We start from the raw sequence: 24039 nt of genomic DNA, 5'->3' as shown, positions 1-24039 counted from the left end.
AGGCCTGACCCAGCTTGTGCGTTCCTCCAAGCAGCAAAGTCACTTCAGGAATTTTGTCGGCTTACGTACGATGTCTCCCCATGGGCACCGACGCCGACCACAAGGGCGCCAGGCCACCCCGCGCGGGATCCGCGCGGGGCCTCGGTCTCGAAACCCGCGGCATCGAACCGGTCCCGCCGGAGGAACGCACCGCGCGGGCCCGCGGACTCGTCCCCACCTGGATCGCCGCCAACATCACCGTCCTGCTGCTGACCCTGGGCGCGGGCCTGACCGTGACGTACGGGCTGAACTTCTGGCAGATCCTGGTGGTCGGCAGCGCGGCGCCGCTCGTCTCGTTCGGCCTCGTCGGGGTGCTCGGCATCGCGGGCAAGCGCGGCGGCGCGCCCGGCATGGCGCTGTCCCGCGCGGTGTTCGGCCAGCGCGGCAATCTGCTCCCCGGTGCGCTGATCTGGGTCGCCCGCTGGGGCTGGGAGACGATCAACGCGGTGACCGGCGCCTACGCGCTGCTCACCGTGCTGGACATCACCCTCGGCGTCCGACGCAACGGCTTACTGGCCGTCACCGTGCTGCTGTTCTTCGTGCTCGCCACGTTCGCGATCTCGGGTCTGGGCATCCGTGCGGTGCGGTCCTGCGCGGCATGGGCGTCCTGGCTGTTCGGCGCCTTCTCCGTGCTGGTCCTGTGCCATCTGATCGCCAGGACGGACTGGAGCGGGGTCTTCGCGCACGCGGCCGGGCCGGAATCCGCGATGATCGCGGGTATCGGACTGATCGCCGCGGGCGGCATCAGCTGGGCGCCGACCTCCTCGGACTTCACCCGCTATCTGCCGCGTACGGCCTCGTCGCAGGCGATCGTGCTGGGTACGGTCGCCGGTGCCGGTGTCGTCGTCCTGCCGATGGTCCTGATGGGCGCCGTGATGGCCGCCTCCACCCCGCATCTGGCCGTGGCGGCCGATCCCGCCGCCTTCCTCGGCCGGGCCCTGCCGCCGTGGCTCGCGGTCCCGTATCTGCTCATCACCCTGGTCGGCACGCTGCTGATCAACGCGATGTCGATGTACTCGGCGGGCTTCACCGCGCAGACGCTCGGTTTCAAGGTCCCGCGCCCCTGGGCGGTCTCGGTCAACGCGGTGATCTCGCTGGTCCTCGGCGCCGCCCTGATGCTGGTGGCGACGTCCTTCCTCGACTCCTTCGTCGCCTTTCTGTCGCTGCTCGCGGTGGCCTTCTCGGCCTGGGCCGGGGTGTTCGGCACGGACATGCTGCGCCGCCGGGAGTACGACGCGCGGGCCCTGCTCGACACCACGCGCACCAGCGCCTACTGGTACCGGGGCGGCTTCTCCCCCGCCGCCGTCACCGCCTGGGCGCTCGGCCTCACCACGGGCCTGCTGTTCACGAGCTCGGACTGGTTCACCGGCCCGCTCGCCGCGAACAACCCGGTCGGCCGGTACGGGCTCGGCTGGGTGGCCACCGTCCTCGTCGCGGGCCTGGTGTACGCGGTGCTGCCGAAACCGCCGGTGGTGCCGGCCGCGCCGGACGGATCGGGGGCCGCCGAGGAGTCCACGACTCTGGCCGTCTGACGCATCGTCAGCTAACGTCCCCGCGACCGCAGCCAACCGACCCGGTGACAGGAGGACCTCCCATGCCCGCAACGGTCGTCCGTTTCAATCTCGTCGAGCCCGGCGCCGGCCCCGCCGAGCTCGCCGCCCGCTACCGGACCGCCCTGGAGATGGCCGGCTACGCCGACGAGCACGGCATCACCACGGTGCAGACCGAGGAGCACCACGGGGTCGCCGACAACTGGATGCCCTCGCCGTTCGTGTTCGCGGGCGCGGTGTTCGGGGCCACGCGCCGGATCGCCGTCACGGTGTCCGCGGTGATCGGCCCGCTGCACGACCCGCTGCGGCTGGCGGAGGACATCGCCGTGCTCGACCTGCTGAGCGGCGGCCGGCTGGTCACCGTCGCGGGGATCGGGTACCGGCCCGAGGAGTACGCCCGCTGCGGCGTGGACTGGAAGCGGCGCGGGCGGCTCCAGGACGAGCTGCTGGACACCCTGCTGAAGGCCTGGACCGGCGAGGAGTTCGATTACCGGGGCCGGACGGTCCGGGTCACCCCGCGTCCGTGCACCGAGCCGCACCCGCTGCTCCTGGTCGGCGGCTCCTCCCGGGCCGCGGCACGCCGGGCGGCCCGGCTCGGCCTGCCGCTCTTTCCCAGCGCGCACCTGCCGGAGCTGGAGGCGTACTACAAGGAGCGGCTCGTCGAGTACGGCACGGAGGGCTGGACCCTGATGCCCGCCGCCGAGACCCCGCTGCTGCACATCGCCGAGGACCCGGACCGGGCGTGGGCCGAGTACGGGCAGTACTTCCTGCACGAGGCCCTTACGTACGCCTCCTGGCAGTCCGGGGACATCCGCTCCGCGGTGCGCTCGGCGGCCACGACGGTGGACGAGCTGCGCGCGGAGGGCGTGTACCGGATCCTCACCCCCGAGGCATGCGTGGCCCAGGGCCTGGACAACCTGGTCCTGCACCCCCTGGCAGGCGGCATGCCCCTGGCCGAGGGCTGGCGCAGCCTACGCCTGTTCGCGGAAGAGGTACTCCCCGCCCTGGAGAGTTGACGCCCTCAGCGGTGGCCCGCGTCTGTACGCGGAGCGGGTACTCCCGGCCTCGGTGGGCTGACGCCGTCCACGAGCGCGCCACACCCGGCCCGGCGCAGGGCCGGGGCGGCAACGGCGGACGGCCGGATCGCGGTGATCACCGAAGGTCCCGGGCGTCGCGGTCCGCCGAGGAGCGCCGACACCCTTCTGCGGGCCGGCCAAGGAGCATCGAGCCGGCCACGCCCGGCGCGGAGAGGGGGCCGCCGTCCGCATGCGATGACCGCACTCCGCGGCCCGCGGAGTCCGCTGTGTTCGGCAGCATCCCGAAGGGGCGCGGAGCCGTATCACCTGTGGCTCCGCCGGAGCCCGCACAGTGCAGCCCCCTCCAGCGGAGCGCTCAGCCCATCTCCTCCAGCGCCTTGCCCTTCGTCTCCTTGACGAACCTGAGGACGAACGGGATGGAGAGCGCGGCGAAGACCGTGTAGATCACGTAGGTCGCGGAGAGGTTCCAGTCGGCCAGCGACGGGAAGCTCGCGGTGATGGCCCAGTTGGCGATCCACTGCGCGGAGGCGGCCACGCCCAGGGCGGCGGCGCGGATCCGGTTCGGGAACATCTCGCCGAGGAAGACCCAGACGACCACGCCCCAGGAGAGCGCGAAGAAGAGCACGAACACATGGGCGGCGATCAGGGCGACCCAGCCCTGGGTGGCCGGCAGCTTGCCGTCGACCAGGTGGTGGGAGAACGCCCAGGCCTCCAGCGCGAGACCGACGACCATGCCGACCGAGCCGATGAGCGCGAGCGGCTTGCGGCCGATGCGGTCCACGAAGATCATCGCGATCACGGTGCCGACGATGTTGATGATCGACGTGGTGAAGGAGTACAGGAACGAGTCCGTCGGGTCGACGCCGACCGACTGCCACAGCGTCGAGGAGTAGTAGAACGCGACGTTGATACCCACGAACTGCTGGAAGACCGACAGGCCGATGCCGATCCAGACGATCGGCTTGAAGAAGAAGGAGCCGCCGAGCAGGTCCTTGAAGGTGGACTTGTGCTCGCTCGTCATGGCGTGCTCGATCTCGGTGACCCGGGCGTCCAGATCGACTCCCGTGCCCTCGACCTCGGCAAGGATCTCGCGGGCCCGCTCGCGCCGGCCGACGGAGAGCAGGAAGCGGGGCGACTCGGGGATGGCGAAGGACAGCAGGCCGTAGAGGGCGGCCGGGACCACCATGACGCCGAGCATGACCTGCCAGGCCTCCAGGCCCATCAGCCGGCCGCGCTGGTCGCCGCCTGCGGCGTTCAGCAGCCCCCAGTTGACCAGCTGCGAGACGGCGATGCCCACCACGATCGCGGCCTGCTGGAAGGAACCGAGGCGGCCGCGGTAGGCCGGTGGGGCGACCTCGGCGATGTAGGCGGGGCCGATGACCGAGGCCATGCCGATGGCGAAGCCGCCGACGATCCGCCAGAAGGCGAGGTCCCACAGCGCGAAGGGCAGTGCGGAGCCGACGGCGCTGACGGTGAACAGGACCGCGGCGATCTGCATGCAGCGGATGCGGCCGATGCGGTCCGCTATCCGGCCGGCGGTCGCGGCGCCGATGGCACAGCCGATCAGAGCGATGGCGATGACCTGCGCGAGCGCGGCGGAGCCGATGTCGTAGCGGCTGCGGATGGCCTCCACGGCGCCGTTGATCACGGAGCTGTCGTAGCCGAAGAGGAAGCCGCCCATCGCGGCCGCCGCGGCGATGAATATGACGTGCCCGAGGTGGTCGGGGTGAGCCGTCCCGGCTCCTGACTGGGGTGCCTGCGCTGTGCTGGTCACATGTAACTCCTCGGGCCACCGGCAACGCCGCCGGGGTAGGCGTGATCTCTTGCAGGTACCAGTGGCGCACACCATCACGCCGCTCACACCTGAAGTCAAAAGCAACGTTGCAGAGACTATGTCTTCAAGTTTCGAAGTCAAAAGTCGATCACTGTGGGCTAGGAGATAGCCGAGAGAGAGTCGACCCTGTGAGTCGCGTTCACTTCTTGAAGTGAAGATCAGCGGAGTCGCTGCGAGATGACCTTCGACACACCGTCGCCCTGCATGGAGACGCCGTAGAGCGCGTCGGCGACCTCCATCGTGCGCTTCTGGTGGGTGATCACGATCAGCTGGGAGGCCTCCTGCAGCTCCTGCATGATGCGGATCAGCCGCTGGAGGTTGGTGTCGTCCAGAGCGGCCTCGACCTCGTCCATGACGTAGAAGGGGCTGGGCCGGGCCTTGAAGATGGACACGAGCAGCGCGACGGCGGTGAGCGAGCGCTCACCGCCGGACAGCAGGGAGAGCCGCTTGACCTTCTTGCCCGGCGGCCGGGCCTCCACGTCCACGCCCGTGGTGAGCATGTTGTCGGGGTCGGTCAGCACCAGCCGCCCGTCACCGCCCGGGAAGAGCCGGCTGAAGACGCCCTCGAACTCCCGGGCCGTGTCCCGGTAGGCCTCCGCGAAGACCTGCTCGACGCGCTCGTCGACCTCCTTCACCACTTGAAGCAGGTCGGCGCGGGTCTTCTTCAGGTCCTCCAGCTGCTCGCTGAGGAACTTGTGGCGTTCCTCCAGCGCGGCAAACTCCTCCAGGGCGAGCGGGTTCACCTTGCCGAGCTGCTGATAGGCGCGCTCGGCGGCCTTCAGCCGCTTCTCCTGCTCGGCGCGTACGAACGGCCGCGGCCGGTTGCGCGGGTGCTCCGGGTCCTCGGGCAGCACCTCACCCTCGGCGGGCGGGGAGGGCGGCACCGGCTGGTGCGGGCCGTACTCGCCGACGAGTCCGGCCGGCTCCACGCCCAGCTCCTCCAGCGCCTTGGTCTCCAGCTGCTCCATCCGCAGCCGCTTCTCCGCGCCGAGCACCTCGCCCCGGTGCACCGAGTCGGTCAGCTTGTCGAGTTCGGCCTTGAGGTCGCGGCCGGCGTTCCGGGCGGCGGTCAGCTCCTGCTCCCGGCGCGCCTTGGCCGCCTCGGCGGCGGTGCGCTCCGCGTCGGCCCGGCCCAGCGACACCTCGACGTGCGCGAGCAGCTGGCGCGTCCCGAAGGCCACGGCCTCCGCCACGGACGCCTCGTAACGCAGCCGGGCGCGCCGCTGTTCGGCACGCGCGCGTGCCTCGCGTTCCGCGCGGGCGCCCCGGTCGAGGCCGTCGGCGCGCCCGGCGAGCCCCTTGACCCTTTCCTCGTGGGTACGGACCTGGAGCCGTGCCTCCATCTCGGTCTGCCGCGCGTTGGCGCCGTCGGCGGCGAGCCGGTCCCGCGCGGAGGTGTCCGGCTCCTCCTCGATCGGCATCTCCTCGGCGACGGCGAGCCGTTCGGCGAGTTCCTCGGCGTCCTGCACGGCCCGGTCCAGCGCCTCCTGCGCCCGGGCCGCCGCCGCGGTGGACCGCTCGGCCTCGCCGGCCGCGCCCCGTGCCTGCCCGGCGAGCCGCCCGAGCTGCTGGGCGACGGCCGACTTCTCCCGGTCGGCGGCCCGGCGCCGCTCCCCCAGCTCCTCCACGAGCGCGGCGCACTCCCGGCGCCGCTCCCCCGCCGCGTCCTGTGCCTCGGTCAGCTCCGCGCACCGCACGGCCAGCTCGTCGAGCTCGGCGGCGGCCTCGTCGACGGACGCCTGCACTTCGAGCAGGCTGGGCGCCCCGGCCGAACCGCCGTGCGCCACATGGGCGCCGAGCAGGTCGCCCTCGGCGGTGACCGCGGTCAGCCCGGGATGCGCGGCGACCAGTTCCTCGGCGTCGTCGAGCGTGCCGACCACGACGACGCCGCGCAGCAGCCGCCGCACGGCGGGCAGCAGCGCGGCGGGGCCCTGGACGAGGTCGGCCGCGTACGGCGGCCCGTCCGGGCGCGGCTGCTGCGCTACATCGTCCGGGGCGCCGCCCAGCAGCAGCGCCGCGCGGCCCGCGTCCTGCTTGCGCAGCAGCCGGATGGCGTCCGCGGCCGAGGCGGGCGTGGTCACGGCGATCGCGTCCGCCGCCGCGCCGAAGGCCGCCGCCAGCGCGGCCTCGTGGCCCGGCGCCACGGTGAGCAGTTCCGCCGCCGGGCCCAGCACGCCGGTGAGCCGGTCCTTGGCCCCCAGGAGCGCGCCGGTGCCGTCCTTGCGGCGCAGGCCCAGCGCCAGCGCCTCGTGCCGGGCCTGGGTCGCGGCGCGCCTGCGCTCCGCCGCGGTGGCCGCCTCCCGTGCGGCCGTCAGCTCGGACTCCGCCTCGGCCAGCGCCGTCTTCGCCGCGTCGTGCCGCTCGCCGAGTTCGGCGTCGCCGGCGTCGAGGCCGTCGACCTCGGCCTTGAGCGCCTCGTACTCCTCCTGCGCCCGCACGGCGCGGTCCTGGGCCTCGTCCCGTGCCACGGCCAGCCGGTCGATCTCGGACTGGGCCGCGGCGGCGCGCGAACGGGCCGCGTTGACCTGACCGTTCAGCCGGGCCAGGCCCTCCCGGCGGTCGGCGATGGCGCGCGCCACGTCCTTCAGGCGGCGTTCCTCGGCGGCGAGTTCGCGTTCCAGCTCGGCGCGGTGGCTCACGGTGTCGTCGAGGGCACGCTGAGCCGCCTCCAGGGCCGCCGCCAGCTCGGCCTCCTGCTCGCGGATCCGGGCGGCCTCCCGCTCCATGTCCTCCGGGTCCCGGCCGCGCCGTTCCTCGGGCGGCGCGGAGGTGGCGCTCTTGACCCGGGCGTCGGCCAGCGAGATCGTGCCGCGCACCCGCTCGGCCAGCTGGGACAGCTCGTACCAGGTCTGCTGGGCGCGCTGCAGCCGGGGGGTGAGCCGGCGCACCTCGTCCTCGAGGAGCGCCTCGCGCTGGAGCGCCTTCCTCAGCTCCTGCTCGGCGGCCTCCTTGCGCTCCTTCAGCGCCGCCTCGTCGGCGATCTCGGCCTTGAGCGCCTCGCGGAGCCGTACGAGGTCGTCGGCGAGCAGGCGCAGCCGCGCGTCCCGCAGGTCCGCCTGGATCACGGCCGCGCGGCGCGCGACCGCCGCCTGCCGGCCGAGCGGCTTCAGCTGGCGGCGCAGCTCGTCGGTGAGGTCCTGCACGCGCGCGAGGTTGGCCTGCATCGCGTCCAGCTTCCTGAGCGCCTTCTCCTTGCGCTTGCGGTGCTTGAGGACGCCTGCGGCCTCCTCGATGAAGGCGCGGCGGCCCATGGGGTCGGCGTGCAGGACGGAGTCGAGCTGGCCCTGGCCGACGATGACGTGCATCTCGCGGCCGATGCCGGAGTCGGACAGCAGTTCCTGGATGTCGAGGAGGCGGCAGGTGTCGCCGTTGATCTGGTACTCGCTGCCGCCGTTGCGGAACATGATCCGCGTGATGGTGACCTCGGCGTACTCGATGGGCAGCGCGCCGTCGGAGTTGTCGATGGTCAGGGACACCTCGGCGCGGCCGAGCGGCGGACGGCCGGTGGTGCCGGCGAAGATGACGTCCTCCATCTTGCCGCCGCGCAGCGACTTGGCGCCCTGCTCGCCCATGACCCAACTGAGCGCGTCGACGACATTGGACTTGCCCGAGCCGTTCGGTCCGACGACGCACGTGATTCCCGGCTCGAACCGGAGCGTGGTCGCCGAGGCGAACGACTTGAACCCGCGCAGGGTCAGGGCCTTGAGGTGCACGCCGGTGGACTTTACCCGCCGCCGCTATCTCACTCCATGAACCCACGCAAGCTCGCGGTTTCACGCATGAACATGCAGGGCACACCAGACGTTAAAGAAGGTGAAAGGATGCGCGGCGGAAAGAAAGACCCCATAGGAGAGCCGGGCAAGAAAGCGCAAGAAAGAAGGGACGCCGAGGCGTCCCTTGCAACTCTGACAACTTAGCGGTTGATACGGGCAGCCCAACCACTGCGCGTGCTGTCGTGGAGCGATGCAGTGATCAGGTGAGCGCAGGCTCCGCCTGGTGTGCGTCGATGCTCTCCATGATCCTGTCGTGAGAAGCGGCAGCCGTCAGCGCCTCGTTCTCGGCCTGGATCCGTACGAGCTCGGATTCCAGATCCTGGACGCGCTGCTGGAGCCGTCGCATCTCGGCGAGGAGTCGAGGGTCGGAGCCGCCGACGTAACCGAGAAGCGCCTTTGCCATGATGGATGGTCCTCCACACTGAGTGACCGACCGAATCGGTGTGGGTCGTGAGGGATTCGCACCCGCGGTGCTTGACACTGTCGAGTGTTGCTCTGCTGTTGCTCCATGCCAAACAGCTAAGGTGCGCGGGGCTTTCAGCGTCTCACCAAAAAGTTTGACGGTCAACACGATCACGCCCCGTATTGGCGGGCATCCCGGGGGCGCGCGGCCGGAGGACGGGCTGCGCTGCGGCTCCTGCGGGGCCTCGGGGCGTGACGATCATCGCTTGCCCGGGAGCCTGCCACGCCCTGCGGTTCTTGGCAACCACCAGGTCATTTCTGCCGTGGGCAGGTGCCGGTGGCAGGTCCCTCCGCTTCGGCCCGCGGTGCCTCGCCGGCCGGGGGTCAGCGTACGGCGAATCCCTCATAACCCCCGCGAGGTGTGTCCCATATCTCGGTGACGCCGTCCACCCGCCCGGGCGTGTCGTCGCCCTGCAACCAGTCGAGGAGCCCTTCGCAGCCTTCCCGGGGGCCCTCGGCGACCACCTGGACACGCCCGTCCCCGAGATTGAGAGCAAAGCCACTCAGGCCACCGATCTCCAGCGCCTTGGCGCGCGTGAACCAGCGAAAACCCACTCCTTGGACATGTCCGCGCACCCAGGCGACCAGTCGCACTTCCTCGCTCATGGCTGCAACCTAACCGGCCAATGTCCCTTGGGGCACTTCCTCCCCAGGCGTCATGCGGTACCGTCCCGACCCAAATGAATCTCATATGAAACTCACTCGATCGAGTGAGTTGGGTTGACCCACGGAATCGCATGGGGGGGTCGACCGCGAGACCGAGGAAGGCCAGGACATGGGACGCCACCGACGCGCCGCCGCCGGCCGCGCCGCCACGGGTCGCGCCGCGGGCATCACTCCGATGGGCACCGCGCCCTATCTGAACCCGGGGACGTACGCCGAGGCCGACGCGAGGAGCACGGCGTACCTGTACGCGACGGAGGAGCGGCCCGGGCCGGACGGCGGCGGCTTCTTCGTGGGGGAGTTCGCCCCCGTGGACGACGACGCGCCGCGTGAGCCGGGGCACCGGCGGAAGAAGAAGGCCTCGACGCCCGTGCGCTCGAGTCTGCTCGGCGTCTCCGCCGCCGTCGCCCTCGGCACGGTCGCGGTGGCCACGGGCGTGGTGCCCGGCCTGGGCAACTACCGGACCGGCGGCACCGGCGACAGCGACAGCGTGCAGGCCGACGGGGTGCCGAGCAACACGGCCACCGAGCAGGGCGGCACCACCGGTGCCACCGGCGGCGGCGAGCCCGGGCGCGACAGCGGCTCGGCCGGTCTCCCCGGCGCCCCCCGGTCGACCTCTGCGGCACCGTCCGCCCCGGCCTCGTCGGCGCCCGCGCCGTCCCGGACGGCGCCGACGAAGCCGGCGGCCACCGCCACGCCCACGAAGCCACCGGCCGAGACGCCGTCGGCGCCGGCCGCCCCGGAGCCGACTGAGCGGACGTCCGCGCCGACCACGGTCTCCGCGCAGGCCGCCGCCGAGGCGGCGGTGCTGCGGCTGGTCAACGAGGAACGGGCGAAGGAGGGGTGCAGCGCCCTGACGGCGAACGGCGCGCTGACCCGGCTGGCCGAGGCCTTCAGCGAGGACATGGCCGCGCGCGACTTCTTCGACCACACCGACCCGGACGGGGCGTCCCCCTGGGACCGGGCGACCGAGGCGGGCATCACCGGCCTCGGCGGCGAGAACATAGCCCGGGGCCAGGCCGACGCGGCCGCCGTGATGGCGGCCTGGATGGACAGCCCGGGACACCGGGCCAACATCCTGAACTGCGACTTCAAGACCTTGGGCGTCGGCGTGCACTTCGCGTCCGGCGGCCCCTGGTGGACGCAGGACTTCGGTTACTGACCCGACCCTCGGTGCGCTAACTCATGGTTAGTGCAACCTATCGGTTAGCGCTGTGCTCGCGTACGCTTGTGTCATGACCGCGACCCAGGAACGCCCGGAGGAGCAGCACCTCCCCTACGACGTGTTCGCCAGGGCCTGCCCGTCGCGCGGCACGCTGGAGCACGTCACGGGCCGCTGGGGCGCGCTCACCCTGGGTGCCCTGCACGAGGGCTCGTACCGCTTCAACGAACTGCGCCGCCGTGTCGACGGCGTGAGCGAGAAGATGCTGTCCCAGACACTGCACGCCCTGGAGCGCGACGGCCTGGTGCACCGCGAGGCCCAGCCGACGAACCCGCCCCGCGTGGACTACGAGCTGACGCCCCTGGGTCACGCGGTCGCCGAGCGCCTGCTGGCCCTCATCCACTGCGTGGAGGGCGCCATGGACGACGTCCTGACCGCCCGCACGGTCTACGACACCCGCACCGCTACCGCGTGACGCGCGGCGGGCGCTGGCACTTCGGGCAGAAGTAACTGGACCTGTTCATCCACGAGCGGCGGCGCACGGGCGTGCCGCAGCGCCGGCACGGCAGCCCCTCGCGCCCGTACGCGTCCAGGGACCGGTCGAAGTAACCCGATTCGCCGTTCACATTGACGTACAGGCTGTCGAAGCTGGTGCCGCCGACGGCGAGGGCCGCGGTCAGCACGTCCCGCACATGGCCCAGCAGCCCGGCCGTGCCCGGCCGGGTGAAGTGCGCGGTGGGACGCTCGTAGTGGATCCGTGCCCGCCACAGGGCCTCGTCCGCGTAGATGTTGCCGACGCCACTGATCAACGACTGGTCCAGCAGGGCCCGTTTGATGGTGGTCCGCTTCCGGCGCAGCGCCTGGTGGAAGGCCTCGTCGTCGAAGAGCGGATCGAGCGGGTCACGGGCGATGTGCGCGATGGCGTCGGGCAGCCCGTCGGGCGTGTTGGGGTGCAAGGACAGCCCGCCGAAGGTGCGCTGGTCGACGAAGCGCAGCTCCGTGCCCAGGTCGTCGGCGAACCGCACGCGGATTCTGAGGTGCTTCTCGTCCGGCGCCTCGTGCGGCTGGACCAGCAGCTGACCGCTCATCCCGAGGTGGGCGAGGACCGACTGGTCCGTGTCCTCCAGCGGCAGCCACAGGTACTTGCCCCGGCGGCCGGGAACGCCGACGCGGTGGCCCTTGAGGCGGTGCGTGAAGTCGTCGGCGCCGGCCATGTGCCGCCGTACGGCACGCGGGTGCAGCACCTCGGCCTCGGCGACGGTGCGGTGCGCGACCCACCGCTCCAGGCCCCGGCGTACGACCTCGACCTCGGGCAACTCGGGCATGGGACCCCCGTGACGGACCGTGTGGGAAGCCGAGCGCCCGCCCCCCGTCGGAGGGGGCGGGCGGTTCGGATGTGCGTGATGGTCAGGCGGATGCGGCCGTCGCGTCGGGGTCGTCGCCGGTGGCCTCTTCGGCCGCGCCGACGGCCTCCTCGGCGCCCTGCCCCGTCTTGGCGCGCTCGTCCGCCGCGGCCCGGATGGACCGCCAGGCGGACTCGGCGGCCTGCTGTTCCGCCTCCTTCTTGCTGCGGCCGGTGCCGGTGCCGTACGAGACGCCTCCGACGCGGGCGGCAGCAGTGAAGGTCTTCTCGTGGTCGGGTCCGGTCTCCGTGACCAGGTACTCGGGCACGCCGAGTCCCTCCATCGCGGTGAGCTCCTGGAGGCTGGTCTTCCAGTCCAGGCCGGCTCCGAGGTTCGAGGACTTCTCGATCAGCGGGTCGAAGAGCCGGTGCACCAGCTCGGACGCCGCGTCGAGGCCCTGATCGAGATAGACCGCGCCGATCACCGCTTCGAGGGTGTCGGCGAGGATGGATGCCTTGTCCCGGCCGCCCGTGCCCTCTTCACCGCGGCCGAGCCGGATGAAGGAGCCCAGTTCGAGACCCCGGCCCACCTCCGCGAGCGCGCGCGAGTTCACCACCGCGGCCCGCAGCTTGGCCAGCTGGCCCTCGGGCAGGTCGGGGTGGATGCGGTACAGCGTGTCCGTGACGACGAGGCCGAGGACGGAGTCCCCGAGGAACTCCAGCCGCTCGTTCGTCGGCAGACCGCCGTTCTCGTACGCGTAGGAACGGTGGGTCAGCGCTCGCACCAGAAGGGCGGACTCGAGCTTGTAACCGAGCCGCCCTTCCAGAAGCGTGTGGGACGAGGCCGTGTTGTCCGCTGGTCCGCTTCCGCTCGCGCGGGAAGAGTTCTTCTTCGGCGTGGACACAGTGCCTCTCACCAGCCGCTCAGACCTCGAGGACCTGGCGCTTGTTGTAGGTGCCGCATGACGGGCACGCGATGTGCTGCAGCTTGGGCTCGTGGCAGCGCTCGCACGCAACCAGGGTGGGGACCGCAGCCTTCCACTGCGACCGGCGGTGGCGCGTGTTGCTGCGCGACATCTTCCGCTTCGGAACAGCCACGGCTACTTCTCCTGCTTCTCGTCGGCGCGTGCTGATCGAGGCACGTCGCCGCCCATCTCGTCCTTCTCGCCGTCCGTCATGGTGTCGGCGAGTCCCTGCAAAGCCGCCCACCGGATGTCGACGGCGGCGTGGTGGTGGTCCGGGTCGTCCGCGAGCCGCGCTCCGCACTCGGAGCACAGGCCCGGACAGTCGTCCCGGCACACCGGCTGCATCGGCAGTGCGAGCACCACCGCATCGCGCAGCACGGGTTCGAGGTCGAAGAGTCCGTCCTCGATGAAGAGCCTGTCCTCGTCGTCCTCGGCGTCGTCGCCCGGTTCCGCGATCACGCGGCCCCGGTCGTCGGCGTCAGGGTACGAGAACATCTCCTGGAAGTCCGCTTCGAGCGGCAGCTCGACCGGCTCCAGACACCTTACGCACTCCCCCTGGGCGGTGGCACGGGCGGTGCCTGTGACGAGCACCCCTTCCATGACCGACTCAAGTCGGAGTTCGAGCTCCACCGGGGCGCCTTCCGGCACCTCGACGACCCCCTGCAGACCGAAGTCCTTGGGGGCGTCGACCGTGCGGGTCAGCCGCTGGAGCGCGCCGGGACGCCGCCCCAGCTCGTGTGTGTCGAACACGAACGGGTTGCGGTGGTCGAGGCGGGCGTTGGCGGCCATTCCTGCTTTCGGTCTTCTGAACTCAGAGGGACGCCACCCGGCGGTGTTCCGGGGCAGCGCTGATCGCGGCTGTGGGCGCGACCGAAGAGCCAGGATACTGGACCTTTCGCTCACGGCCCAATCCGCTGCTCCGCTACAGGCCCCGGCCCTGTTCGTACGCCCGCAGCTGCTCGGCGCTGATCATGCTGGTGTCGAAGAGGCTGGTCTCGTCGAGGGCGTAGCCCGGCTGGGCCGGCTGCCGGGCCTCGGCGCCCTGGGCCTGGTCGTAGCCGGCCTGCTGGACGTCGTAGCCCTGGCCCTGGAAGGCGGGGTCCGCGGCCGGGGCGTAGCCGGCGGCGTACGGGTCGCTCTGCTGGTAGCCGTACGGGTCCTGCTGGGCGTAGCTCTGCTGCTGCGGGAAGCCGGCGTACGGGTCGGGCTGCTGCTGGTAGCCGTAGGCGGGCTGCGGCTCGTATCCGGCGGCGGGCTGCTGCGGTGCGGGCTGCTGCTGGGCCGACCGCTGGGCCGGGGCCTCGGCCAGGGCCGCGAGGTCGGCGAGGTAGTCTGCGTCGCTGGAGTGCTGGTAGGTCGTGGTGTCGTCGGCGAGGGCGCCGAGGTCGTCGGAGGCGATCCGGCCGTGCAGCTTCTGCCGGCCGCGGCCGACGGCCTCCAGGGTCTTGGCCAGGACCGCCTCGAAGGCGCCCAGCTTGGCGTCCACGTACTCGTCGGCGGTGCGCCGCAGGGTCTCCGGATCCTGGCTGCGCTCGGGGGCGTCCTCGTCCGCGTAGCCGTCCGCGTCCAGGCCGGGGCCCGTGCCCAGCAGCTTCTCGCGGCCACGGCCGACGGAGCCGAGGGTCTTGGTGAGCACGACCTCGAAGTTGGCGAGCTTGGAGTCCACGTAGTCGTCGGCCTCGGCCCGGACCTCCTCCGCCTCCTGGCGGGCCTCGCCGAGGATCCGATCCGCCTCGGACTGGGAGCGGCGGGCGACCTCGGTGTCGGAGACCAGCGAGCCGCGCTCGGCGTGCGCGCTCTGGATGATCTGCTCGGCCTGCTGGCGGGCCTGCTCGACCATCTGCTCACGGCCGCCGATCAGCTCCTGGGCCTGGGCGAGGGAGCCGGGCAGGGCCTGGCGCACCTCTTCGAGCATCGCGAGCAGGTCGGCGCGGTTGACCACGCACGACGCCGACATGGGCATGGCCCGGGCGCTGGAGACCGCGGCCACGATCTCGTCGAGCTTGTTCTGCACGTCCACCTGTGCTCGCCACTCTCTACAGCTGTGTTGGAGACGGACGGGACGACTGTAGCCCCATCAGTCCTTGCGGAGACGCTTGTTGAGGGCCTCCAGGACCACCGGCGGCACCAGGTGCGAGACGTCCCCGCCCCAGGTCGCCACCTCCTTGACCAGGGATGAGGAGAGGAAGCTGTAGGTGGGGTTGGTGGGGACGAAGAGAGTCTCGACGCCCGAGAGGCCGTTGTTCATCTGCGCCATCTGCAGCTCGTAGTCGAAGTCGCTGACGGCGCGCAGGCCCTTGACGATGGCGGGGATGTCGCGCTCCTTGCAGAAGTCGACCAGCAGGCCGTGGAAGGACTCGACCCGTACGTTCCCGTACTCGGCGGTGACCTGGCGGATCAGGTCGATCCGCTCGTCGATCTCGAACAGGCCCCTCTTGGACTTGTTGATCATGACCGCGACATAGACCTCGTCGTACAGACGAGAGGCGCGGGAGATGATGTCGAGATGTCCGTTGGTGATGGGGTCGAACGACCCGGGACAGACGGCGCGGCGCACTTGTGATCCCTCGCTCTCCGGTCCGGTCATCGTGCGTCTTTGCACATAGAGGCGGCGCGACCGTACCAAAACGTTCCCTCGCCGTAGCGACGGGCCCGGAGCGCTTCGAAGCCGTCCGGCCAGTGGAATTCCCCGCCTCTGGTGCTGCGCTCCACGGTGACGAGGGCTTCCTTCGTGAGCCAGCCCTCCGTGCGTAGTGTGAGCAGAATCTCCCGAAGATCGTCGTCGGAGACGGCGTACGGGGGATCGAGGAAGACGATGTCGTACGGCTCGGCCGGGGCCGGCGCGCGCACGATCTGCTCCGCCCGGCCCGCCCTGACCTCGGCTCCCGGCAGGCCCAGGGTGCGCACGTTCTCGCGGACCGTGCGGGCGGCCCGGGCGTCGGCCTCGACGAGCAGCGTGTGGCCGGCGCCGCGGGACAGCGCCTCCAGGCCGACGGCGCCCGAACCCGCGTAGAGGTCGAGGACGCGTTCGCCGTCCAGGGGGCCGCCCAGCAGGGACTGCCAGGTGGAGAAGAGCCCCTCGCGCGCCCGGTCGGAGGTGGGGCGGGTTCCGTTGCCCGGCGGAACGGCCAGACGGCGTCCGCCGGCCCGGCCGGCGATCACGCGGGTCATCTCGGGTCCTTGTCGGGGTGCTGGGCACGGGGTGCGCTCGGGTGGTGGCGATCCCAGTGTCTCAGCCCTTCTCCAGATACTGCTCCCGCTCCTCGTCCAGCAGCGCGTCCAGTGCGGTGCGCAGTCCGGGCAGCCGCTCCAGTTCGGGGTCGGCGGCCACCACCGCGGCCGCCTCCTCGCGGGCCTCGGCGATGATCTCCTCGTCCTCGATGACGGCGAGGACCCGCAGGCTGGAGCGGGCGCCGGACTGGGCCTGGCCGAGCACGTCCCCCTCCCGGCGCTGCTCCAGGTCGATACGGGACAGCTCGAAGCCGTCGAGGGTGGCGGCGACGGCGTTCAGCCGCTGGCGGGCCGCGCTCGCCTCGGGCATCTCGGTGACCAGCAGGCACAGCCCGGGGGCCGAGCCACGGCCGACGCGGCCGCGCAGCTGGTGCAGTTGGGAGACGCCGAAGCGGTCCGCGTCCATGATCACCATCGCGGTGGCGTTCGGGACGTTGACGCCGACCTCGATGACCGTCGTGGCCACCAGGACGTCGGTCTCGCCAGCCGTGAAGCGGCGCATGACCGCGTCCTTGTCGTCGGGCTGCATCCGGCCGTGCAGCACCTCGACCTTGAGGCCGCGCAGGGGGCCGGCGGAGAGCTGGGCGGCCACGTCGAGGACGGCCAGCGGGGGCCGCTTCTCCGCCTCGTCCTCCGGCGACTTCCTGGCGCCGCCCTTCTTCGGGTCGTCCTCCTCGTCGCCGATGCGCGGGCAGACCACGTACGCCTGGTGGCCGCCCGCCGCCTCCTCGCGCACCCGCTCCCACGCGCGCGCGAGGAAATGGGGTTTGTCGGCGGCCGGCACGACATGGCTCGCGATCGGCGAACGCCCGGCGGGCAGTTGGTCGAGGACGGAGGTCTCCAGGTCGCCGAAGACGGTCATGGCGACGGTCCGCGGGATCGGCGTCGCGGTCATGACCAGCAGATGCGGGGGCTGCTTCCCCTTGCCGCGCAGGGCGTCGCGCTGCTCCACGCCGAAGCGGTGCTGCTCGTCGACGACGACCAGCCCCAGGTCGTGGAACTGCACCTTGTCCTCGATCAGCGCATGCGTGCCGATCACGATCCCGGCCTCCCCGGTGACCAGGTCGAGCAGCGCCTGCCGGCGGGCCGCGGCCCCCATGGAGCCGGTGAGCAGCACCACCTTGGTGGCCTGCTCGGCGCCGCCCAGCATGCCTCCCTCGGCCAGCTCGCCCATCATCTCCACGATCGAGCGGTGGTGCTGCTGGGCCAGCACCTCGGTCGGCGCGAGCATGGCGGCCTGACCGCCCGCGTCGACGACGGCGAGCATGGCGCGCAGCGCGACCATGGTGTTGTGGGTCACTGTGAAGTTGTCGGTGACGTAGGCACGGCTCGGGTGGGCGACGCTGATGCACTGGACGGGCTTTCGCCCCACGTACTCCACCGCGCGAATCCCGCGTCGGAAGGCGGGGTCCTCCGGGCGGGGACCCACCTGTGCGGCCTTGCGTGTCAGCCTGAACGGCGCGTACAGGTCGGGCAGGGACACGGAGACGTCGAGCGCCGCCCGCTCCGGCACGATCCGCGCCCGCCCGCCCAGGGAGCGCACCAGCCAGGCGACATCCTCCGCGAGACGCGGCGAGGCCGAGCGGAACGAGGCGCCGGAACCGTCCGTGTGCACGGTGCCGCCGGTGTCCATGAGCCCCTGGAGCACGGCGAGACGGTTCTTGATCGAGGTGTTCTTGAAGACATCGGGAACGCGTGTGTCCAGGTGGTGCCGGCGCGAGCCGTCTCCCAGGCGGAGGCCGAACAGGTACGGATCATGAGGCGGCCCGGAGTCGTCCCCGAGGTCGACCGGGGTGGCGGCCGGGAGGTACCACTTCGGCGATCCGTCGGCCTCGACGATGTCCTGTCGGATCGCCCGAGTCGTCATGACCTCGGGGGCCTGACCTCGTTGCCACGCACCGCTCGTGGCGACGATCCAGAGGTGCTCGTCGTCGCACTCGACGGAGCTTCCGTCGGAGAGGAGCAGCCGCCAGACATCGCGCTCTCCCTGCGGGAAGACCCCGTCGATCAGTGCGATCTCCCCGTCCGGCACGACGACTTCGTCCCCGGTCCGCACGTCCCCCATCCGGCGGAAACCGGCAGGCGTGAGCACGAGGGAGTCGAGGGGCTGTGCCTTGCCCGAACCCACCTCGCCCTGGAGCAGCCGGTGCATCGGGTGTTCGGTGGCCAGGCCGTCGAAGATCTCCTTGGAGACCTTGCGCTGGCCCTCGGTGAGCGTGAACGGCAGCCGGTCGTCGAAGGCGGCCAGCAGGCCGTCGGGGGCGGGTCTGCGCGGGACGGCGGGAAGCTGGGCGTCGGCGTGCCGGCGGCGGGCGAGCGCCACCTGGAGGACGAACGCCTCGTCCCACTTGAGGCGGGCGCGGGCGTCGGCGATGTCCGCCTTGGTGTGCGGGCGGTGGATCTTGTGCAGGGCCTCGGGCAGGGAGACCAGTCCGCGGCCCGCGCGCAGGGACTCGGGCAGCGGGTCCACGGCATCGGCCGCGCCGGGCAGCACCGTCTGCATCGCCTTGCCGATCTTCCAGGACTCCAGCTTGGCGGTGGCCGGGTAGATCGGGATCAGGGCACCGGCCCAGCTCTCCGCCGTCTCCGCCGCTTCGTCGTCGGCGCCGCGCAGCAGCTCGTACGCCGGATGGGCGAGCTGGAGCCGGCGGTTGAAGACGGAGACCTTGCCCGCGAACATCGCGCGGGTGCCCGGCAGGAGTTCCTTGTGGGGCTTGTGGACGCCGTTGCCGAAGAAGACCAGTTGGAGCCGGCCGCTGCCGTCCGTGATCGTCACCTCAAGCCGCTGGCCCTTGCCGCGCGCGGCCTTGGCGGAGGCGAACGAGTGCAGCCGGGCGTCGGCGACCTGGGCGACCACCGTGACGTGCTCGTCCATGGGGAGGTCGGCGAGGTGGGTGAGCTGCCCACGCTCCTCGTATCTGCGGGGGTAGTGGTGCAGGAGGTCGCCGACGGAGTGCAGGCCGAGGTGCTCGGCCATCACCTTCGCGGTGGCGGGGCCGAGCACTGACTTCAGCGGCTGGTTCAGTGGTTCTTCCAGTGCGGGCACGAGATCCATTGCACACCACGACACCGACAATGCCGTATACGTCCCGGGAAACCCCTGGTCAGGCGGGCTGTTCGGGCTCTAGGATGACGCGCTCCGGCCCATGCCCGCGGTCACCGCCCCACCGGGACCGCCCGACCCCGCGCCGTCGCGAAGTCCCCCCGCCGGCGCTGCGACGATGGACTCCCAGACCTCACAGCCACCCCAGGCATCACCGTCACCTCATACGTTCCAGGTCGACCTGCGTGGACTCGTGGACCTGCTCTCCCACCACCTGTACTCCAGCCCGAAGGTCTATCTGCGCGAGCTGCTGCAGAACGCCGTGGACGCCATCACCGCGCGGCGGGCCGAACAGCCCGGCGCCCCGGCCCGGGTGCGGCTGCACGCCGACGGCCGCACCCTGCGCGTGGACGACACCGGCGTCGGGCTCACCGAGTCGGACGTGCACGGCCTGCTGGCGACGATCGGCCGCAGTTCCAAGCGGGCGGACGGTCTTCAGGAGGCCCGCTCGGACTTTCTCGGCCAGTTCGGCATCGGGCTGCTCGCCTGCTTCGTGGTCGCCGAACGGATCCGGGTGGTCAGCCGCAGCGCCCGTGCGCCGGGCGCCCCGCCCGTGGAGTGGACCGCGCGCGACGACGGTTCGTACACGGTGCGGACGCTGCCGGAGTCGGCGCGGCCCGAACCGGGCACCACCGTCCACCTGGTGGCGCGGGCCGGAGCCGGCGAGTGGCTCACGCCCGAGCGGGTCCGCACGCTGGCCCGGGACTTCGGCTCCCTGTTGCCCTACGACGTGCGGGTCGGCGACGAGCCGGTCACCGACCTGCCGGCGCCCTGGGACCGCCCTCACCCCTCCCCCGCGGCCCGGCGGGTGGCCCTGGCCCGGCACTGCCAGGGCCTGTTCGGCTTCACCCCGCTGGACTCCATCGACCTGAACGTGCCGCTGGCCGGTGTCCGCGGGGTGGCGTACGTGCTGCCGGCGGCGGTCAGCCCGGCCCAGCGGGCGACGCACCGGGTGCATCTGAAGGGCATGCTGCTCACCGAGCGCGCCGAACAACTGCTGCCGGACTGGGCGTTCTTCGTGCGCTGTGTGCTGGACACGGACAGCCTGCGGCCCACCGCCTCGCGCGAGTCGCTCTACGAGGACGAGACCCTCGCCGCCGTGCGGGAGGCGCTCGGCGAGCGGATCCGCTCCTGGCTGACCGGGCTGGCCGCGAACGACCCGGAGCGGCTGGCGGCCTTCCTGTCGGTGCACCACCTGGGCGTGAAGTCCCTGGCGCGGCACGACACGGAGATGCTGCGCACGATGCTGCCGTGGCTCCCCTTCGAGACGACCGACGGGCGGCTGTCCCTGGAGGAGTTCGCGCAGCGCCACCCGGTGGTGCACTTCACGCGCGCGGTCGAGGAGTACCGGCAGGTCGCGCCGATCGCCTCCGCGCAGGGCATCGGCGTGGTCAACGGCGGCTACACGTACGACAGCGATCTGGTCGAGGCCCTGCCGTCGGTGCGCCCGGGCACGGTGGTCGCCGAACTGGACGCGGACACCGTGACCGCCCATCTGGACGCGGTCGATCCGGCCGAGGAGCTGGCCCTGTCCGGGTTCCTGGCCGCCGCCCGGGCCAGGCTTGACCCGCTGGGCTGCGACGTCGTGCTGCGCGCCTTCCACCCGCTGTCCGTGCCGGCGCTGCACCTGGACGACCGGGCGGCCCGGCACGAACAGGCCCGCGCCGAGGCCGAGGAACAGGCCGACGACCTGTGGGCGGGCATCCTCGGCTCGCTGCGCGGCAGCGCCCCGCGCGCGCGTCTCGTGCTCAACCACCTCAACCCGCTGATCCGCAGGATCGGCGCGTTGAAGGACGCCGAGCTGATCGGCACGGCCACGGAGTCCCTGTACGGGCAGGCGCTGCTGATGGCGCAGCGCCCGCTGCGGCCCGCCGACTCCGCACTGCTCAACCGCGCGTTCATCGGCCTCCTGGAGTGGGCCACACACGGGGAGGACGGTCACCGATGAGCGAGGTCAGCGACTTCGACGCGCTGCGCCGGGCGATGGCGGAGAACGGCGAGCGGCCGGAGGGTCCGGCCCGCAACGCGCGGGCGGAACAACTGCTCGCCGAGGCGGAGCGGCTGGACATCCCGCTCGCCGTGATCGAGGCGCTCGGACACCAGCTGAAGGTCTACAACTACAGCTCCGAGAAGGACAAGATGTTCGTCCCGTTCGCGCGGCTGCTGCGCATGTGGGACGAGCGCCCGGAGGACTTCGACGCGCACGAGACCCACACCCTGCACTGGGTCTTCAAGTGGATGTCTGTCGGCATGCTGGACCAGCCGCACATCCCGCTCGCCTCCGTCGAGACGTGGCTCGCCGAGATGGCGCACCGCTACCGGCTGGCCGGGCACTCCGAACGGGCCGTGCGCGGGGCCGAGTTCAGCGTGGCCGCGCACATCGGGGACCTGGACCGCGCCGAGCGGGCGTACGCGGCGTGGCTGGCCGCCGACCGGGACAGCATGGCCGACTGCCACGCGTGCGAGCTGCACAGGCAGGGCGGCTGGCAGGTGCGGCGCGGCCGGGACGCCGAGGCGATCGAGCTGTGGCGGCCGGTCCTGGAGGGCGAGTACACCTGCGCCCACGAGCCGCACACCGTCCTCGCGGCCTCCCTGCTGCCGCTGCTGCGCCTCGGCCGCGCGGAGCAGGCCCGCGCCCACCATCTGCGCGGCTTCCGGCTGGTGCGGCCCCTGGAGAGCATGCGCGGCGCGTACGCGGACCACGTGGAGTTCTGCGCGCTGACCGGCAACGAGGCGCGCGGCCTGGAACTGCTCGCCGAGCGCCCCGCGTACTTCACGGACAGCGGGCAGCCACGCAGCCGGCTTGACTTCCTCGCCGTGGTGACGCTGCTGATGGACCGCCTGACCGGGCTGGGGCTCGGCGGGCAGCGGGTGCCGGGCCCGAGCGGGCGGGCGTGGACCGCGGGGGAACTCGCCGCCCACACGCGCGTGGCGGCCCTGGAGCTGGCCGAGCGGTTCGACCGGCGCAACGGCACGCCGTACGTCGGCGAGCGCACGCGCGCGCGGATGGCGCAGCGCCCGCTGGCGGAGCGACTGCCGCTGGGGGTGCGTACGGCCGCCGTGCGCACCCCCGCGCCGCCCGCGCCCGCCGCCGCGGCCCCGGCGGCGGAGCCCGGCCCGGCCGACCTGTCCGCCCTGCTCGACGAGGCGCGGCGGCTGGCGGACACGCTGCGGCCGCATGCCGTCGAGGCATGGGCGGCGGTCGCCAGGGCCGCGGAGGGCGTCGAACTGGACGCGCGCACGCGCGCGGAGATCGCCGACCACGCGGCGATGGACCGCGGCCCCGAGGGCGTCGAGCTGTTCGAACAAGCCGCCGAGCTGTACGCGGAGGCGGGCGACCCCGGGGAGGCGCTGGCGGCACGCGCGCGTGCGGCGTACATACGCGCCCTGTCGGGCCGGGTCGACGAGGGGCTCGCGGCGGTCGCCGGTCCGTACGACGAGGTGCTCACGCTGTACGCCGAGGACGCCACGGGCCTGCGGCAGGCGGCGGCGGTGCTGATGAGCCGGGCGCGGATCCTGATGCGGCGGCTGCACGAGGGCCAGGACGAGGCGGCGGACGCCGCCCCCGCCGCCGAGCGGGCCGTGCGGGAGCTGCTGGCCCTGGTCGACGGCCGCACCGGGGACGACGTACGGCTGGTCTCCCGGGTCGCCGAGGGGCGGGCGATGCTCGCGCAGCTCGCCGAGCACACCGGGGACGAGGACACGGCGGCGGATCTGTTCCGGCAGGCCGTGGACCGGTTCGTGGGCGCGGGGCTGCCGTGGTTCGCGGTGGAGTACGAGGCGCGGCTGGCCGCCCTCGCCCACCGGCGTGACGACATGGTGGAGGCGGAGCGTGCGCTGCGGGCGGCCCTGGAGCACGGCGGGCCGTACGTGGAGGCCGTCGGCCGGGCCCAGCTGCACCTCCAGCTCGCCGAGGTCGTCGGGGGCCGGGGCGAGCTGCGGGAGGCGGCGGAGCACGCCCTGGAGGCGGCGCACTGGGCGGACGAGGCCGCGCAGAGCACCACGCTGGGCTCCTGGGCCCGGCACCAGCTGGGCGGCTTCCTGCTGCGGCAGGGGCGGTTCGCGGAGGCCGCCGAGGTGCTGGAGTCGGCGCTGCCGGATTTGAGCGCCGAGACGCACGGCGAGGGCGCGATCGTGCAGACGCAGTGGTGGCTCGGGGACTGTCTGGGCGAACTCGGCGAGCACCGCGCCGCCGCCGAACGCCGGCTCCAGGCCGCCGAGATCGCCCGGCACTGGCCCGAGCAGCACGACCATGCCACGCTCGCCCATCTCGCCGCCGAGTCCCTCGGGCAGGCGGGGCTGCCCGCCGAGGCGGAACGGGCCTATGCCCGCGCGGGCGACCTGTGGCGTTCGCTCGGCGATGTCCACGGCCTCGTCCGCTCGCTGCGCGCGCGGGCGTGGCTGGCGCTGGGCTCAGCGGCCGGGGCCGACGGGGCGCGGCAGCTGATGACCGAGGCGGTGCGGACGTGCGCGGGGGCGCGTCAGGCGGCCGGCGACGAGCCGGACCGACGCCGGCTGACCGCCGAACTCGCGTACACGCACCGGCAGTTCGGCGACCTGCTGGCCCGCTCGGTGGCCGAGGAGGCCGACGACGACGCGATCCGGGCCGCGTTCGAGGAGGCGCTGTCCCAGGTCACGTTGGCGATCGAGGTGTTCGCGCTGCTGCCGGGCGACGCCGTGCACGACCGCACCGGAGCCGAACTGGCGGCCGGCTGGCTGGAGGCCGACCTGGGCCGGCCCGCCGCGGCGGCCGCACGCGCGCGTGCGGTGCTGGCGGCGTACGAGGGGGCCGACGAGGCGGACGGGACGGTACGGGAGCGGCGGGCGGAGGCGGGCCAGATGCTGGACCTCGCGGTGCGCCAGGAGGACTGACGGCCG

At 72.4% G+C, this 24039-nt stretch carries 18 protein-coding genes; 6 read left to right on the top strand and 12 right to left on the bottom strand.

The genetic code is table 11. The annotated features are described in order from the left end of the window. Window positions 1-80 precede the first annotated feature (80 nt). Together CTZ28_RS19295 and CTZ28_RS19290 are read left to right on the top strand one after the other, a co-directional pair. Window positions 81-1571: a purine-cytosine permease family protein gene (locus CTZ28_RS19295; protein ID WP_121890837.1), complete on the top strand. Its 1491-nt coding sequence runs from the start codon at window positions 81-83 to the stop codon at window positions 1569-1571. Window positions 1572-1633: 62 nt separating this feature from the next. Next, window positions 1634-2605, top strand: a complete 972-nt coding sequence (locus tag CTZ28_RS19290; protein WP_121890835.1) for an LLM class flavin-dependent oxidoreductase — start codon at window positions 1634-1636, stop codon at window positions 2603-2605. A 376-nt stretch (window positions 2606-2981) separates the two neighbouring features. Here CTZ28_RS19290 and CTZ28_RS19285 read toward each other — a convergent pair whose 3' ends face one another. From CTZ28_RS19285 to CTZ28_RS19260, 4 genes are all read right to left on the bottom strand, one after another. After that, window positions 2982-4400: a sugar porter family MFS transporter gene (locus CTZ28_RS19285; protein WP_121890833.1), complete on the bottom strand. Its 1419-nt coding sequence runs from the start codon at window positions 4398-4400 to the stop codon at window positions 2982-2984. A gap of 218 nt (window positions 4401-4618) precedes the next feature. Beyond that, window positions 4619-8173, bottom strand: coding sequence for a chromosome segregation protein SMC (gene smc, locus CTZ28_RS19280; RefSeq protein WP_121890831.1), 3555 nt, complete (start codon window positions 8171-8173; stop codon window positions 4619-4621). A 259-nt stretch (window positions 8174-8432) separates the two neighbouring features. Beyond that, window positions 8433-8636: a hypothetical protein gene (locus CTZ28_RS19270; protein ID WP_055623302.1), complete on the bottom strand. Its 204-nt coding sequence runs from the start codon at window positions 8634-8636 to the stop codon at window positions 8433-8435. 383 nt (window positions 8637-9019) lie between these two features. After that, window positions 9020-9301, bottom strand: a complete 282-nt coding sequence (locus CTZ28_RS19260) for an acylphosphatase (RefSeq protein WP_121890827.1) — start codon at window positions 9299-9301, stop codon at window positions 9020-9022. A 169-nt stretch (window positions 9302-9470) separates the two neighbouring features. On the opposite strand from CTZ28_RS19260, the gene CTZ28_RS19255 reads away from it, so the two are divergent. Beyond that, on the top strand, window positions 9471-10520 hold the full coding sequence (locus CTZ28_RS19255) for a CAP domain-containing protein (protein ID WP_121890825.1): 1050 nt from the start codon (window positions 9471-9473) through the stop codon (window positions 10518-10520). 73 nt (window positions 10521-10593) lie between these two features. Next, window positions 10594-10995: a winged helix-turn-helix transcriptional regulator gene (locus CTZ28_RS19250; protein ID WP_183154468.1), complete on the top strand. Its 402-nt coding sequence runs from the start codon at window positions 10594-10596 to the stop codon at window positions 10993-10995. On the opposite strand, the gene mutM is transcribed toward CTZ28_RS19250, so the two are convergent. The 8 genes from mutM to CTZ28_RS19210 all read right to left on the bottom strand — a co-directional run bounded on the left by mutM (window position 10985) and on the right by CTZ28_RS19210 (window position 19113). Next, complete coding sequence (mutM, locus tag CTZ28_RS19245; RefSeq protein WP_121890822.1) at window positions 10985-11845, bottom strand: bifunctional DNA-formamidopyrimidine glycosylase/DNA-(apurinic or apyrimidinic site) lyase; 861 nt, start codon at window positions 11843-11845, stop codon at window positions 10985-10987. The genes CTZ28_RS19250 and mutM overlap by 11 nt on opposite strands. Before the next feature lie 82 nt (window positions 11846-11927). Next, window positions 11928-12779: a ribonuclease III gene (gene rnc, locus CTZ28_RS19240; RefSeq protein WP_183154467.1), complete on the bottom strand. Its 852-nt coding sequence runs from the start codon at window positions 12777-12779 to the stop codon at window positions 11928-11930. Window positions 12780-12786: 7 nt separating this feature from the next. Beyond that, complete coding sequence (gene rpmF / locus CTZ28_RS19235) at window positions 12787-12960, bottom strand: 50S ribosomal protein L32 (protein ID WP_007493396.1); 174 nt, start codon at window positions 12958-12960, stop codon at window positions 12787-12789. A gap of 2 nt (window positions 12961-12962) precedes the next feature. Beyond that, window positions 12963-13616 (bottom strand): YceD family protein, encoded by a 654-nt coding sequence (locus CTZ28_RS19230; RefSeq protein ID WP_121890818.1) that lies wholly within the window; start codon window positions 13614-13616, stop codon window positions 12963-12965. 133 nt (window positions 13617-13749) lie between these two features. Next, window positions 13750-14847: a cell division initiation protein gene (locus tag CTZ28_RS19225; RefSeq protein WP_121890816.1), complete on the bottom strand. Its 1098-nt coding sequence runs from the start codon at window positions 14845-14847 to the stop codon at window positions 13750-13752. Window positions 14848-14904: 57 nt separating this feature from the next. Beyond that, on the bottom strand, window positions 14905-15384 hold the full coding sequence (gene coaD, locus CTZ28_RS19220; RefSeq protein WP_220795361.1) for a pantetheine-phosphate adenylyltransferase: 480 nt from the start codon (window positions 15382-15384) through the stop codon (window positions 14905-14907). A 26-nt stretch (window positions 15385-15410) separates the two neighbouring features. Then, window positions 15411-15998, bottom strand: coding sequence for a 16S rRNA (guanine(966)-N(2))-methyltransferase RsmD (gene rsmD / locus CTZ28_RS19215; protein ID WP_121890812.1), 588 nt, complete (start codon window positions 15996-15998; stop codon window positions 15411-15413). A gap of 61 nt (window positions 15999-16059) precedes the next feature. Further along, window positions 16060-19113 carry a helicase-related protein gene (locus tag CTZ28_RS19210; protein WP_121890810.1) on the bottom strand — a complete coding sequence of 1018 codons (3054 nt, stop codon included), beginning with the start codon at window positions 19111-19113 and terminating at the stop codon, window positions 16060-16062. A gap of 166 nt (window positions 19114-19279) precedes the next feature. Between CTZ28_RS19210 and CTZ28_RS19205 the strand changes: the two genes are divergently transcribed. Both CTZ28_RS19205 and CTZ28_RS19200 read left to right on the top strand, forming a co-directional pair. Then, a complete protein-coding gene (locus CTZ28_RS19205) occupies window positions 19280-21109 on the top strand; it encodes an HSP90 family protein (protein WP_121890808.1) in 1830 nt (609 codons plus the stop codon). Beyond that, window positions 21106-24033 (top strand): tetratricopeptide repeat protein, encoded by a 2928-nt coding sequence (locus tag CTZ28_RS19200; RefSeq protein ID WP_121890806.1) that lies wholly within the window; start codon window positions 21106-21108, stop codon window positions 24031-24033. The genes CTZ28_RS19205 and CTZ28_RS19200 overlap by 4 nt, the downstream gene beginning before the upstream one ends. Window positions 24034-24039 lie beyond the last annotated feature (6 nt).

It is taken from the genome of Streptomyces shenzhenensis (assembly GCF_003688995.1).
Classification (GTDB): Bacteria; Actinomycetota; Actinomycetes; order Streptomycetales; family Streptomycetaceae; genus Streptomyces; species Streptomyces shenzhenensis_A.
The sequence above is the reverse complement of the archived record's forward strand: the minus strand, read 5'-3'. Positions and strand labels throughout refer to the sequence as shown.